This window comes from Streptacidiphilus rugosus AM-16 (assembly GCF_000744655.1).
Classification (GTDB): Bacteria; Actinomycetota; Actinomycetes; order Streptomycetales; family Streptomycetaceae; genus Streptacidiphilus; species Streptacidiphilus rugosus.
This window is the reverse complement of the sequence record NZ_JQMJ01000004.1, coordinates 6,370,152-6,383,777: the sequence shown is the minus strand read 5'-3', so window position 1 is coordinate 6,383,777 and position 13,626 is coordinate 6,370,152. Positions and strand designations below refer to the sequence as shown.

Here is a 13,626-nt window from a genome sequence, read left to right as displayed (position 1 = left end):
GTCCTCACAGGTCGGGGGCTTTCGGGTCGAGCCTCCCGGCTCGGGGCCTCCGGTCGGGGGCCGACGGGCCGGGGAGGCTCACGGGTTCGGCGACTCCAGCGCGTAGCCGACGCCGTGGACGGTCCGGATCCAGTTCGCGCCGATCTTCCGGCGCAGTGCCTTCACGTGGCTGTCCACGGTGCGGGTGCCCGAGGCGTCGGTCCAGTCCCAGACCTCGGCGAGCAGTTGCTCCCTGGTCAGCACCGCGCGCGGCTGCTGCGCCAGGCAGGCCAGCAGGTCGAACTCGGTGGGGGTCAGGTGGACGTCGTCACCGGAGACCCTGACCCGGCGCTGGATGTGGTCGATCTCAAGATCGCCCAGGCGCAGCGTGCCGCCCATCGGGGTGCGTGCGGCCAGCTGGGCCCGCTCGATCCGGCGGAGCAGCACGTTGACCCGTGCGGCCAGCTCTCGCATCGAGAAGGGCTTGGTCATGTAGTCGTCCGCACCGACGCCGAGGCCGACCAGCAGGTCCGTCTCGTCGTCACGCGCGGTGAGCATCAGCACCGGCACGGGGCGCTGTGCCTGGATCCTGCGGCATACCTCCAGGCCGTCGAAGCCGGGCAGCATCACGTCGAGCACGACCAGATCGGGCTGCCAGGTCTGGAAGCAGTCCACGGCCGTCGGGCCGTCGTGGGAGACGGCGACGCGGAAGCCCTCTGCGCCCAGCCGGGCGGCGATCGACTCGGCGATCGTCGGTTCGTCCTCGACCACCAGCACTCTGCGCTGGTTGCCCAGGCCATTGTTCGTCTGCTGCTGTACATCCGTCACGGTCACGCCACCGCCCCCAGGGCCTCGCGTTCTCGGGTCCGGGCTGAATCGGACCCTCCGGTTCGTACGGTTCGTACGGTGCCCCCACCGAGCCGCTGCCATTCACTCGCAATCGCAGCGTACGGACCGGAGGCCCGCTGTGGCAGGCCGTCGTGGGATAAACCGACCCTTCGGGGGGTGGGCACGGTCCGAGACCATACCGTGCGTCACCTAGACGCGCGAGGACAGGTACACGACATCGGGAGCGCCGCGCTCCACATGGACCGGCACCTCGATCACTTCGATCCGGGCGAAACGGGCGCGCAGCCGTGACTCGAACTCCCTCGAGTGCGCCGCGCTCCACACCGCCAGCACCCCCTCGTCGGAGAGCGTCCGGTCGAGCAGGTCCAGGCCTGCCTCGCTGTACAGGGAGTCGTTGGACTCGGTCACGGTCCAGTCGGGGCCGTTGTCGATGTCGAGGCAGAGCGCGTCGTAGCGGACCTCGGTGGTGCGCAGGTGCTCCAGCAGGTCCGCGTGGACGATCTCGGTGCGCGGGTCCGCGTGCCCGGTACCGGCGAACGGGGCCAACGGGGCGTCACCCTCCGTATGCCATTCGATGATCGCGGCCTCCCGCTCGACGACGGTGATCCGTCCGGGGCGCCGGTCCTGCGAGGCCTCGGCGAGCGAGAAGCCCACGCCGAGCCCCCCGATCAGCAGGTGCGCCCCGCGCGGGGAATCCAGCGCGTCCAGCGCGGCGCTGATGAGCATGCGCTCCGACCGGCCGTCGGAGGTGTCCATCAGGAAGGTCCCGTTGGCGATGATCTCGAAGTGCGCGCCGCGGCGCCGCAGCGCGACCTCGCCGAAGGGGCCTTCGCGCCGGTCGAGCAGTTCGGGGGTGGCGTCGGCGTCGGTGTCGCGAGCGCCCTCGTGGTGGGTGGACATGGGCACTATCGTGCCCGACGCCGCTGATCGCTCAGAGCGAACAGCCCCCGGGGAACAATGCGAGGGTCATGAACCTTTAGTGCAGGTAACTCAACTTGCATGCCAGGGGAGAGATCATGGCTTCGACTTCCGCAACGCTCACCCTGCCGGTGCTGCCGCTCGACGACGACGCGGTACTCCCCGGCATGGTCGTTCCGCTCGACCTTTCCGACCAGGACGTCCGTGCCGCTGTGGAGGCCGCGCAGGCGGCGGTCCGGGAGACGGGGGCGCACGCCCCCGGCATCAGGACGGTGGCCAACGCCCGCAAGGCGCGCGTGCTGCTCGTCCCGCGGGTCGACGGCGCCTACGGCGCGATCGGCACGCTGGCCACGATCGAGCAGGTCGGCCGTCTCGCCGACGGCGACCCTGCCGCGCTGGTGCGCGGCGTGCGCCGGGTCAGGATCGGGGCGGGCACGACGGGCCCCGGCGCGGCCCTCTGGGTCGAGGCCGTCGCGGTCGAGGAGACCCCGGTCCCCTCGCCGCTGCCCGGCTCCGTCGCCGAGACCGTCCGCGAGTACAAGGCGCTGACCACCACCTGGCTGCAGAAGCGCGGCGCGTGGCAGGTCGTCGACCGGGTCGCCCAGATGGAGGGCGTCTCCGAGCTCGCCGACAACATCGGGTACGCCCCCTTCCTGACCGTGGCCCAGAAGGTCCAGGTGCTGGAGGAGCTCGACCCGATCACCCGGCTCAAGGTCTCGCTGCAGCTGCTGAAGGACCACCTGGCCGAGGCGGAGGTCCAGGAGACCATCCGCAAGGACGTCCAGGAGGGCATGGAGAAGCAGCAGAAGGAGTTCCTGCTCCGCCGCCAGCTCGACGCGGTGAAGAAGGAGCTGGCCGACCTCAACGGCGAGCCGGACTCCGAGGAGGAGGACTACCGCGCCCGCGTCGAGGCCGCCGACCTGCCCGAGAAGGTCAAGGAGGCCGCCCTCAAGGAGGTCGACAAGCTGGAGCGCTCCTCGGACGCGTCCCCCGAGGGCAGCTGGATCCGCACCTGGCTGGACACGGTCCTGGAGCTCCCCTGGAACACGCGGACCGAGGACGCCTACGACATCGCCGGCGCGCGGGCCGTGCTGGACGCGGACCACTTCGGTCTGGACGACGTCAAGGAGCGGATCGTCGAGTACCTCGCGGTCAGGAAGCGCCGGGCCGACCGCGGTCTCGGCCTGGTCGGCGGCCGCCGCGGCGGTGCGGTGCTCGCCCTGGTCGGTCCGCCCGGGGTCGGAAAGACCAGCTTGGGCGAGAGTGTCGCGCGGGCCATGGGACGTGAGTTCGTCCGCGTCGCCCTCGGCGGCGTCCGCGACGAGGCGGAGATCCGGGGCCACCGGCGCACCTACGTCGGCGCGCTGCCCGGCCGCATCGTGCGGGCGATCAAGGAGGCCGGTTCGATGAACCCGGTCGTGCTGCTCGACGAGATCGACAAGGTCGGCTCCGACTACCGCGGCGACCCGGCGGCGGCGCTGCTGGAGGTCCTGGACCCGGCCCAGAACCACACCTTCCGCGACCACTACCTGGAGGTCGAGCTCGACCTCTCCGACGTGGTCTTCCTCGCCACGGCCAACGTGCTGGAGGCCATCCCCGAGCCGCTGCTCGACCGGATGGAGCTGGTGCGCCTGGACGGCTACACCGAGGACGAGAAGGTCGTCATCGCCCGCGACCACCTGCTCCCGCGCCAGCTGGAGCGGGCCGGCCTGGGCAGCGACGAGGTCGTGGTCGAGGAGGACGCACTGCGCAAGCTCGCGGCCGAGTACACCCGCGAGGCGGGCGTCCGCACGCTGGAGCGCGCGGTCGCGCGGATCCTGCGCAAGGTCGCGGCCCAGCAGGAGCTCGGCGAGGAGGGCGCGGAGCTGCCGCGCACCGTCGCCGAGTCCGACCTGCGCGGCCTGATCGGCCGGCCCCGGTTCACCCCGGAGCACGCGCAGGAGCCGGAGGAGCGGCGGACCGCGGTGCCGGGCGTCGCGACGGGCCTGGCGGTCACCGGCGCGGGCGGCGACGTCCTCTTCGTCGAGGCCTCGCTGAACGACCCGGAGACGGGCGGCAGCGGCCTGCAGTTGACCGGTCAGCTGGGTGAGGTCATGAAGGAGTCGGCGCAGATCGCGCTCAGCTTCCTGCGGTCGCACGGGGCGGAGCTCGAACTGCCGGTGACCTCGCTGCGCGAGCGCGGCGTCCACCTCCACGTCCCGGCGGGCGCGGTCCCGAAGGACGGCCCGAGCGCGGGCGTCACGATGACGACGGCCCTGGCCTCCCTGCTGTCCGGCCGGAAGGTGCGGCCGGATGTCGCGATGACGGGCGAGGTCTCGCTGACCGGCAGGGTGCTGCCGATCGGCGGCGTCAAGCAGAAGCTGCTGGCGGCGGACCGGGCCGGGATCACCACCGTCCTGATCCCCTCCCGCAACGAGGCCGACCTGGACGACGTCCCGGCCGAGGTCCTCTCCCGCCTCACCGTCCACGCGGTCTCCGACGTCCGCCAGGTCCTCGACCTGGCCCTGGAGCCGGCGGTCCAGCTCCGTAAGGAGACGATCGCCGCGTAGCGTGCACCACCCCAGGGGCGCGAGGAACTGCGCGCCCCTGGCGCGCGGCCGGGTCGCCTCACGGTGAACAGGCAGCTGCACTTCCCAGGGGCGCGAGGAACTGCGCGACAAGCCACCGGCATGCGGATGGTCCTCAACGGGCAGGGCCATCCGCCTCGGGTGGTTTCTCGCGCAGTTCCTCGCGCCCCTGAAGGTGCAACTACTTCAGGGCGCCCGTGTGCGGGTCGCGGGCGGTGAGGCAGTAGACGCCGCCGGAGGGGTCGCGCATCACGGTCCAGTGGGAGAACGCGGCGACGAACGTCGCTCCCCGCTTCTCGTGGGCCGCGCGGGCGGCCTCGCGATCCTCGCAGGCGAAGTCCAGGTGGGCGCCGGTGGCCCGCGGCGCGTCCAGGCGCTGCAGCAGGATCCGGACCGGCAGGTCCGCCGGCGGCTTGACCACCCGGAACTCCGAGCGGGAGCCGGTCAGCACCGGCCAGCCGGTCAGCGTGCCCCAGAAGGTCGACTCCTCCTCGAACGCCTCCGGTGCGATGTCGACGCAGACCTGGTCCAGGCGGGTGCCGTCGAACACCTCCGGCCTGACCTTCTCGCCCGCCCACGCCCCCACGCAGAACTGCTGGCCCGACGGTGAGGCCAGCACCGCCCAGCGACCGTGGTCCGCGACCACCCGCGCGCCCGCCGCCTCCGCGTGGTCGACCCAGGCCCGGACGTCGTCGACGTGGAAGTCGAGGTGCGCGCCGTGGCCGCCACCGCCCTGCAGCTTCACGCACGCGTCCGCGCCCCCGCCGGGCAGCAGCGTCGCGAACTCGCCGTCCTCCCCGCGGCGCGGACTCAGCGCGGTGTCCGTGACGGCGGTCCAGAACTCCGCGGCCCGCTCGAAGCTCTCCCGCGGCCGGTCGACGAAGGCGTACACCCAGCGGATCATCCCAGCTCCCTCCCCATGCCCAGGGCCCCGAGCGTAGCTTGCGTCACAGAGCGGCAACGGCCAGAACCGGAGCGCTCGCAGGTGCGTTCCCCAGGGGGACAGGGGACCTGCGAGAATGCGACGGTTCTCAGAGCGTCGGCGAAGTGTTGGGTGGGTGCAGAAGATGGGCGCACGTGGCTCGCGGAGTGCAGCCGTGGACGTGGCACCGGGGGCGAAGCGGAAGCGGAACCTGGAGCTGTTCCTGCTGCTGTTCGCGATCATCGTGTGCGTGTTCGCGGACGTGAACGCGGAGCTGGGCCTGAACGGCAAGCTCCCCAGCGGTTTCGTCCTGCAGGTGGTCGGGCTCTCGCTGATGGCCGTGGTCTCGCACCTGATCGTGCGGCGCTGGGCGCCGTACGCGGATCCGCTGATCCTGCCGCTCGCGGTGGTCCTGACCGGTCTCGGCCTGGTGATGATCCACCGGCTCGACATCTCCTACGCCAAGGTCTACAACTCGACCCCGGCGGTTCCGAACCAGGTGATGTGGACCGGCATAGCCATCGTGATCTTCGGTGGGATGATCGTCCTCATCAAGCACCACCGGCAGCTGTCCCGGTACACCTACCTGCTGATGGCCGTCTCGCTGATCGCGCTGGTCGCCCCGGCCTTCTTCGGCGGCGACGTCTACGGCGCGCGCCGCTGGATCAGGCTCGGCCCGCTCTCGTTCCAGCCGGGTGAGTTCACCAAGCTCGCGATCATCGTCTTCTTCGCCAGCTACCTGATGGCCAACCGCGACGCGCTCGCACTGGTCGGCCGCAAGTTCATGGGCATCGCGCTGCCGCGCGGCCGCAACATGGGCCCGATCCTCGTGGTCTGGGCCGTCAGCCTCGTCGTCCTCGTCTTCGAGTCCGACCTGGGCACCTCGCTGATCTTCTTCGGCGCGTTCATCATCATGCTGTACGTCGCCACCGAGCGCACCGGATGGGTCGTCCTCGGTGCGGTCATGGCCGTCGGCGGCGCGGTGGCGGCCGGCACGCTGGTCACGCACGTCACCTACCGCGTGAACAACTGGCTCGACCCGATGGCCGCGTACACGACCAATCCGGTCACCGGCAAGCCGCCGCTCGGCTCCTCCCCGCAGCTCGCCGAGTCGCTGTTCAGCCTGGCGCACGGCGGTCTTCTCGGGACCGGCCTCGGCCGTGGCGACTCCTGGCTGATCGGCTTCGCCGGGCGCAGCGACTGGATCCTCGCCACCGTCGGCGAGGAGCTCGGCACCGCAGGGATCATGGTCGTGCTGGTGCTCTACCTGGTCATGGCCCAGCGTGGACTGCGCACCGCCGTCCGGCTCACCGACCCCTTCGGCAAGCTGCTGGCGGCGGGCCTCGCGGCCGCGCTCGTGCTGCAGGTCTTCGTCGTCACCGGCGGCGTCATCGGACTGATCCCGCAGACCGGAAAGGCGCTGCCGTTCCTCGCCCAGGGTGGTTCCTCCACCGTCGCGAACTGGGTGATGGTCGCGCTGCTGATCAAGCTCAGTGACGCCTCGGGCCGCGCCGAGCTCGAACCCAAGCCCGACCCGGCCGAGACCCTGACCATTTCCGCCGAGGAGATCGCCCGCGCCCGCGCCGAGCTGGAGCAGTCCGGCTGACCTGCTGACCGGCTCTGTGCCTCAGCGGAAGACGCCGGTGTGCCCGAGCGAGTAGCGGCCGGGCTGCGGGTAGACGCAGAGACCGTGCGGGCCGTCGCCGACCGGGATCTTGGCGAGCAGCTTGCCGTCGGCCGTCGACATCGCGTAGACGACGCTGTTGTAGCGGCCGGTGAGCCAGAGCACCTTGCCGTCCGCGGAGACGCCGCCCATGTCCGGGCTGCCGCCGCCGGGGATCCACCACTTGTGGACGAGCTGCCCGGTCGCGAAGTCCAGGACCGAGACGGAGCCCTCGCCGCGGTTGGAGATGTACAGGTCCTTCGAGTCACGGCTGACGTAGAGGCCGTGCGCGCCGGCGCCGGTCGGCAGCAGCTGCGGCTTCGAGAAGGTGTCGCCGTTCAGTTCCCAGACGCCGTTGGCCACCATGTCGGCGACGTACCAGACCTTGCCGTTCGGGGAGATCTTGACGTCCTGCGGCATCGAGCCGTTCATCGGGATCTTCTGCTTCGCGACGATCTCCATCTTCGCGGTGTCGACCTTGAGCAGGTCGCCGGAGAACTCGCAGGAGACGATGAAGTACTTGCCGTCGGGCGAGAAGTCCGCGTGGTTGACGCCGGCGCACTGGGACGGGATCGCCTTCACGACCTTCATGGTGTGCGCGTCGCGGAAGACCAGCTGGTGGTCGGCGGAGGCCATCACCACGGCGTACTTGCCGTCCGGCGTGAAGTAGAGGTTGTACGGGTCGTGCACGTCGACCGTCGCGCCCGCCTTGCCGGTGGCCGGGTCGATCGGGGTGAGGGTGTTGCCGAGGTCGTTGTTGACCCAGAGCGTCTTCAGGTCCCAGGAGGGCACCACGTGCTGCGGCTGGTCGCCGACCGGAATGGTGTCGATCACCTTGTAGGTGGCGGGGTCGATGACGGTGACCGTGTTGCTGAGCGTGTTCGGCACGTAGACCCGGGAGGGGAAGCTCTTCACCACCGGCGACAGCTCGTTCGGCCGGTCGGCGGCGTAGACGTCGGTGGGGGAGAGCGGCGGCGGCATACCCGGCAGATACGCGTCCCCGCTCTTGGCCTGCTCGGCGGCGCCCGCCGCCGCCGAGCCCGCGGCCGGTTTTGCGGCGGGCTTTCCCACGGCGTTCCCGGTCGACGCCCCGCCGGTGGAGCAGGCGGTGCTGACCAGCAGCGCGGTGGCGCTCAGGGCAGCGGCGGTGGCAAGGCGGTGAGTGCGCATCAGCTCAGCAGCTCCGAGGTCGTGACAGCGCGGAGTCCGCGCCGGTGCAGGCCGTCAAGGATTCCGGGCAGTGCCGCCACGGTGCCGGCGTGCCCGAAGTGCAGGGAGACCACGGACCCGGCCCGGGCCTGGTCGAGCACCGTCCGGGTGACGGCGGCGGCGCCGGGGTCCTGGTAGTCGAGCGAGTCCACGTCGTAGGAGAGACAGTGCGCGTACCCGGCGCGGCGCGCCTGGGCGGCGACGGCGGGGGTGCAGTCCTGCGCCTGGGAGGGCCGGAACCAGGTGCCGATGCTGCCGGTCAGCTCGCGCAGCCGCTGCGCGCACCGGGCGATCTCGGCGTACGCCTGGTCGGCTGGCAGGTCGGAGATGGCGCGGTGGTTCTGCGTGTGGTTGCCGAGCTCGTGTCCGCCGTCGAGGACGCGCTTCGCCAGCTCGGGGTAGGCGTCCAGCCAGCTGCCCACGGCCATCACGGTGACCCTGGCGTCGGCCCGCTCGGCCTCGGCCAGCAGGCTGCGGGCGACGGCGGGGTCGCCCTGGCCGTGGAAGGTGAGCGCGAGCCGCTGCGTGGTGGTCGGCCCACTGCGGATCTCGAAGGGGAGCCCGGCGGAGAGCGCCGGAGCGGCTGACGGGGAGCCGGCGGCCGGGCTCCCACCGGCGGTGGTCGCCGCACCGGCGCTGCGGCTCGGGCCGGGGTTCGCGTGCGGCGTCGCGCCGCTCGCGCAGGCGCCGAGCAGCGAGGCGGCGGCGCCGAGGGTGGCGCCGCGCAGCACGGTTCGTCGGTCCAGGGAGCTCACTGTCCCGACGATATGCAGAACGTCACATATCCGCGCGCCGAGCATCTGACGGACGATCGGAGTGCGGCAGTCCGACCGATCGAGGAGAACAGGTGCTCACAAGCGACCGCAAGGAGCTCGACTACGGCGTTCCCGGCCTCCGGCTCGGCCTGGGCGAGGACGGTGTCGCGGTGCTCACCCTCGACCGGCCCGAGAAGCGCAACGCGCTGACCCGGGCGCAGTGGGCCGCGCTGCCGCCGCTGCTGACCCGGCTGGCCGAGGAGCCCGGTGTCCGGGTCCTGCTGCTGACGGGCTCCGGCGGGGCGTTCAGCGCCGGAGCGGACATCGCTGAGCTGGCCGACGTCTACGCGAGCCCGGAGGCGGCCGACGAGTACCACGCGACCAACGTCGCGGCGGAGACCGCGCTCGCGGACTTCCCGCATCCGACCCTGGCGGTCGTGGACGGTCCCTGCGTGGGCGGCGGCTGCCAGCTGGCGGTGGCCTGCGACCTGCGCTTCGCCGCGCGGGGCGCGAGGTTCGGGATCACCCCGGCCCGGCTGGGCATCGTCTACCCGGCGGTCCCCACGGCGCGGCTGGCCCGCCTGCTGGGTCCGGCGCGGGCGAAGTACCTGCTGTATTCGGCCGAACTGGTGACGGCGGAGCAGGCGCTGACCTTCGGCCTGGTCGACGAGGTGACGGCGGACGCGCCCACGCTGCACGCCCGCGCGCTGACCTTCGCCCGGACACTCGCCGCCCGCTCCGCCCAGACCCAGGGCGCGGCCAAGGCCGTCGTCGACGCGACGGTCACCGACGCGGACCCCCAGGCGGCGGTTGCCCCCTGGGAACGCGCCTCCCGCGTCACCCCCGACGTCCGCGAGGGCCTCGCCGCCTTCCTGGAAGGCCGCGCTCCCCGCTTCTGAGAGCCACCGGCGCTCGGACATGTGGTTGCACCTCAGGGGCGCGAGGCTCTGCTCGCGCACGCAGTTGATCAAGCAGAGCCTCGCGCCCCTTGGGCGCGTCAGTGGGCGATCGGGCAGCCGGCGGTGAGCTTGGACAGGAAGGCGTTGGGGTCGTAGAAGTGCTCGACCTCCAGCAGCTTCACGTCCTCGCTCACCTTGGCGATGCTGACGCCGAACATCTCGATCACGCTGCCGTCCGGCTTGTGCCCCGCGTACTCGCCCTCGAACGTGCCCCAGTGGCGCCACTTGAAGGTCACCACCGGCGGCGGGGTGAGGACCTCCAGCACCTCCCAGAAGAAGCCCTTCGGGAACGCGCTGTGGAAGATCTCGTGCGAGCCGTCGAAGTCCAGCCGGGGATAGAACGCGCTGTCGCCGACCAGGATGTTGTAGCTGCCGGTGTCCGCGATGTCCTGCGCGGACGCCCACGCGCCGCCGTTCACGCGGGTGCGGAACTTCTCGGTGACCATCGAGAGCCAGGTGGCCGGGTCCTTCTTGTGCGAGACCTCCATCTCGAAGACCTGCACGAGGCTCTCCACGACCGACTCCAGCGAACCGGCGTCGAAACTGGTCGTGCGCTGTGCGGGCATGACCTCGTGCGAGAAGTGGTAGTCCGGCGCTTCCGCGCGCCACACCTCGGGGGAGGCGGCGGCGATGACTGCCTCGCGGCCCTGGAGCCAGAGGGGCGTCTCGGTCACTCTGCACAACCTTTCCGGAATTAGCGCAAGTTGACGCTGTTTCAGTTCGCTTTTGACCGGGACGGATCATTTCGCACGGACCTCCCGCCGCACAAGGGGCGTCTGCAAACGATCGGCGCGCCTCCGCCTGTGACGATGTTCCGAAATGTAATGTTCTGTCCGTTTCATGCCTCAAGGACGAACGGACGACCCGATGGCCAGTGGACTGAGCGGAAACAGGGAGCCGGGCGGGAGGCGCGGCTTCGGCGCCGAACTGAAGGACGCCGTCAACGGTCGGACGGCCCTGCTGGTCGTGGCGGTGCTCCTGCTCCAACTCGGCTTCATCGTGTCCTACATCGGCGCGCTGCACCGCCCCTACCCCGACCGCGCGTCCATCGGCGTCGTCGCCCCGCCGCAGGTCGCCGCGCAGACGGTGGCGGGCCTGAACGCGCTGCCCGACCAGGTGCTCGACGCCAGGCCGCTCCCGGACGAGGCCACCGCGATCGGGCAGATCAAGGACCAGAAGCTCTACTCCGCGCTGGTCGTCAACCCGGCCGGAACCCAGGACAGGCTGCTCGTCGCCAACGCCTCGGGCCCCGCGCTGGCCACCGCGATCATCCGGATCGTCACCGGCGTCGAGCAGCAGCAGCACCGCACCCTCGCCGTCACCGACGTGGTGCCGCTCGCGGCCGGGGACGCGGAGGGCCTGTCCGGCTTCTACCTGGCGATCGGCTGGTGCGTCGGCGGCTACCTGGTCGCCTCGCTGCTCGGCATCAGCGCGGGCACCCGGCCGGCCAACCTGAAGCGGGCCGTCATCCGGCTCGGCACGCTCCTGCTCTACTCGATCGCGGCCGGCATCGGCGGCGCGCTCGTCGCCGGACCGATCCTGCACGCGCTGCCGGGCAGCCTGATGGCCCTGTGGGGCGTCGGCACGCTGGTGGTCTTCGGCGTCGGCGCGGTCACGATGGCGCTGGAGTGCTTCTTCGACGTCGTCGGCATCGGCATCGCGGTGCTGCTCTTCGTGATCCTCGGGAACCCGAGCTCGGGCGGGGTCTTCCCGCCGCCGCTGATGCCGCCCTTCTGGCGCGCCATCGGCCCGTGGCTGCCGAACGGCGCGGGCACCAGCCTGAACCGCTCGATCGCCTACTTCGAGGGGACCGCGATCACCAAGCCGCTGCTGGTGCTGATCGCCTGGGTCGTCGTCGGCGTCGCCGCGACGCTGGTCGCGACCGCGATGAAGCCGCGCGGCGGCCGTCCGGACCTCGACCGGGCCGATCCGCCTGCCGCCGCCTCCGGAGCGCAGCAGTCGACCGGAGCCACCTCCTTCTGAGCCCGGCGCACGTTCTTCCGGTACCGGCCGGGAGACGCGACGGGGCCCGCGGCTCCGCCGTTCCACCACCGGGTGGAGCGACGGGCCCGCGGGCCCCGTGCGTACGAGCGATCAGGCCGTCACTTCTGCGCGATCATGTAGAAGCCGTAGCCGACCGCCGCCGCGCAGGCGGCGAAGCAGATCACGGCCGCGCCCAGCGAGGCGGTCGCCGCGCCGCCGGAGACGCGCTCCTTGCGGCTCAGCGCCATGATGCCGGCGCAGAACGCGCCGACCACGGCCAGCGTGATCAGCAGACTCACGCCGAAGGTGTTGCCCAGGGCAGCCCAGTCGATCTTCATCTCGGGTGTCCTCCTCAGGCCGCGACGGGGGCGGTGGTGGGGGTGGTCGGCTGGAGCTCGGCCGCGACCGTGATCTCCTCGGCGACGACGTTGCCGGCGTCGACCTTCTGCCGGCGCGAGACCAGGTAGATCCAGGCGGAGAAGCCCGCGCCGAGCACGGCCAGCGCGATCTCGCCCCAGGCGCCCTGGTCGGCCAGCAGCACGCCGAGCGCGCCGACGGCGCCCGCGGCGGGCAGGGTCAGGCCCCAGGCGTAGGCCATCCGGCGCGCGGTCGACCAGTGCACGACGCCGTCGGCGCGGCCCTTGCCGGCGCCCATGATGCCGCCGGAGCAGACGTGCGTGGTGGACAGGCCGAAGCCCATGTGCGAGGAGGTCAGGATGACCGTCGCGGCCGCGGTCTGCGCGGTGAAGCCCTGGGCGGGCTCGATCTCGGTGATGCCCTTGCCCATGGTGCGGATGATGCGCCAGCCGCCGATGTAGGTGCCGGCCGCGATCGCCACGCCGGAGGCCAGGATGACCCAGAGCGGCGGGCTGGAGTGCGGGGCCAGGGAACCGGCGGTGATCAGGGTCAGCGTGATGACGCCCATGGTCTTCTGCGCGTCGTTGGTGCCGTGCGCGACGGAGACCAGCATGGACGAGGCGATCTGGCCCGCCTTGAAGCCCTTGGCGCTGGTCGCGCCGTCGCTCCTGCGGGTCGCCCGGTAGGCCAGCTTGGTCGCGCCCCAGGCGGCGATGCCCGCGACGACGGGCGACGCGATCGCCGGGATCAGGATCTTGGTGGCGACGACGTCGAAGTGGACGCCCTTGGTGCCGACCGCCGCGAGCGTCGCGCCGAGCAGGCCGCCGTACAGCGCGTGGGACGAGCTGGACGGGATGCCGCGCAGCCAGGTGACGAGGTTCCAGACGATGGCGCCGATCAGGGCGGCGAAGACGATCTGCGGCTTGAGGCCCGCCTTCTCGTCGAGGATTCCGCCGGAGATGGTCTTGGCGACGGCGACGGAGAGGAACGCTCCGCCGAGGTTCAGCGCCGCGGAGATCGCGACGGCGACCTTGGGCCGCAGAGCTCCAGTGGCGATCGAGGTGGCCATCGAGTTGGCCGTGTCGTGGAAGCCGTTGGTGAAGTCGAAGGCGAGAGCCGTGATCACTACGGCGGTCACCAGGAACGAGATGTGTTCCATGCCCAAACAATCGTCTCAGCGGATACGGCGGTCGCCGCGAGCGTGACCGTAGGGACCTTCGGTGAACGGAAGGTTAACTGACGCACTATTCGAGGTTGATGCAGCTGCGGAAACATGACAAACAGGGCATAGGTTGATCTTCCGTGGCATGCGGCACCCGTCCGGCGCCTGGGATCCAGCGTTCAACTCCCGTTGGGCGCGCGGGAAGGTGAGTCGTGCATCACATTCACGGGTCGATGGTCCGCTGGCAGGCAACGGTCCAGGTGTGAGAGCTCTCAGAATCCAGGACGTGCACTGCCCATGGCG

The 13,626-nt window shown here is 71.3% G+C and carries 12 protein-coding genes; 4 read left to right on the top strand and 8 right to left on the bottom strand.

The window, feature by feature from the left end; genetic code table 11:
- Positions 1-78: 78 nt before the first annotated feature.
- Together BS83_RS37830 and BS83_RS37825 are read right to left on the bottom strand one after the other, a co-directional pair.
- On the bottom strand, positions 79-807 hold the full coding sequence (locus tag BS83_RS37830) for a response regulator transcription factor (protein ID WP_051945796.1): 729 nt from the start codon (positions 805-807) through the stop codon (positions 79-81).
- A 210-nt stretch (positions 808-1,017) separates the two neighbouring features.
- A complete protein-coding gene (locus BS83_RS37825) occupies positions 1,018-1,728 on the bottom strand; it encodes a spermidine synthase family protein (RefSeq protein ID WP_051944886.1) in 711 nt (236 codons plus the stop codon).
- 116 nt (positions 1,729-1,844) lie between these two features.
- Here BS83_RS37825 and lon point away from each other — a divergent pair, with 116 nt between their 5' ends.
- The gene (gene lon / locus BS83_RS37820; RefSeq protein WP_037607796.1) at positions 1,845-4,295 is read left to right on the top strand and encodes an endopeptidase La; all 2,451 of its coding nucleotides are present in this window, start codon (positions 1,845-1,847) and stop codon (positions 4,293-4,295) included.
- 199 nt (positions 4,296-4,494) lie between these two features.
- Here the strand turns inward: lon and BS83_RS37815 are convergent, their stop codons facing one another.
- The gene (locus BS83_RS37815) at positions 4,495-5,217 is read right to left on the bottom strand and encodes a VOC family protein (RefSeq protein WP_037607795.1); all 723 of its coding nucleotides are present in this window, start codon (positions 5,215-5,217) and stop codon (positions 4,495-4,497) included.
- Between the two features lie 193 nt (positions 5,218-5,410).
- Here BS83_RS37815 and BS83_RS37810 point away from each other — a divergent pair, with 193 nt between their 5' ends.
- Positions 5,411-6,841, top strand: a complete 1,431-nt coding sequence (locus tag BS83_RS37810; RefSeq protein WP_037607794.1) for an FtsW/RodA/SpoVE family cell cycle protein — start codon at positions 5,411-5,413, stop codon at positions 6,839-6,841.
- A 21-nt stretch (positions 6,842-6,862) separates the two neighbouring features.
- Here BS83_RS37810 and BS83_RS37805 read toward each other — a convergent pair whose 3' ends face one another.
- Together BS83_RS37805 and BS83_RS37800 are read right to left on the bottom strand one after the other, a co-directional pair.
- Positions 6,863-8,068, bottom strand: coding sequence for a YVTN family beta-propeller repeat protein (locus tag BS83_RS37805; RefSeq protein WP_051944883.1), 1,206 nt, complete (start codon positions 8,066-8,068; stop codon positions 6,863-6,865).
- Complete coding sequence (locus tag BS83_RS37800) at positions 8,068-8,862, bottom strand: polysaccharide deacetylase family protein (protein ID WP_037607793.1); 795 nt, start codon at positions 8,860-8,862, stop codon at positions 8,068-8,070. Before BS83_RS37800 ends, BS83_RS37805 begins: the two co-directional genes overlap by 1 nt.
- A gap of 92 nt (positions 8,863-8,954) precedes the next feature.
- Here BS83_RS37800 and BS83_RS37795 point away from each other — a divergent pair, with 92 nt between their 5' ends.
- Complete coding sequence (locus BS83_RS37795) at positions 8,955-9,761, top strand: enoyl-CoA hydratase/isomerase family protein (protein ID WP_232248624.1); 807 nt, start codon at positions 8,955-8,957, stop codon at positions 9,759-9,761.
- Positions 9,762-9,859: 98 nt separating this feature from the next.
- Here BS83_RS37795 and BS83_RS37790 read toward each other — a convergent pair whose 3' ends face one another.
- On the bottom strand, positions 9,860-10,495 hold the full coding sequence (locus BS83_RS37790; protein WP_051944880.1) for a hypothetical protein: 636 nt from the start codon (positions 10,493-10,495) through the stop codon (positions 9,860-9,862).
- Between the two features lie 193 nt (positions 10,496-10,688).
- Here BS83_RS37790 and BS83_RS37785 point away from each other — a divergent pair, with 193 nt between their 5' ends.
- Positions 10,689-11,804, top strand: a complete 1,116-nt coding sequence (locus BS83_RS37785; RefSeq protein ID WP_051944877.1) for an ABC-2 transporter permease — start codon at positions 10,689-10,691, stop codon at positions 11,802-11,804.
- A gap of 119 nt (positions 11,805-11,923) precedes the next feature.
- Here the strand turns inward: BS83_RS37785 and BS83_RS37780 are convergent, their stop codons facing one another.
- Complete coding sequence (locus tag BS83_RS37780; protein ID WP_037607790.1) at positions 11,924-12,142, bottom strand: hypothetical protein; 219 nt, start codon at positions 12,140-12,142, stop codon at positions 11,924-11,926.
- Positions 12,143-12,156: 14 nt separating this feature from the next.
- Complete coding sequence (locus tag BS83_RS37775; RefSeq protein WP_051944875.1) at positions 12,157-13,320, bottom strand: inorganic phosphate transporter; 1,164 nt, start codon at positions 13,318-13,320, stop codon at positions 12,157-12,159.
- Between the last annotated feature and the right edge of the window lie 306 nt (positions 13,321-13,626).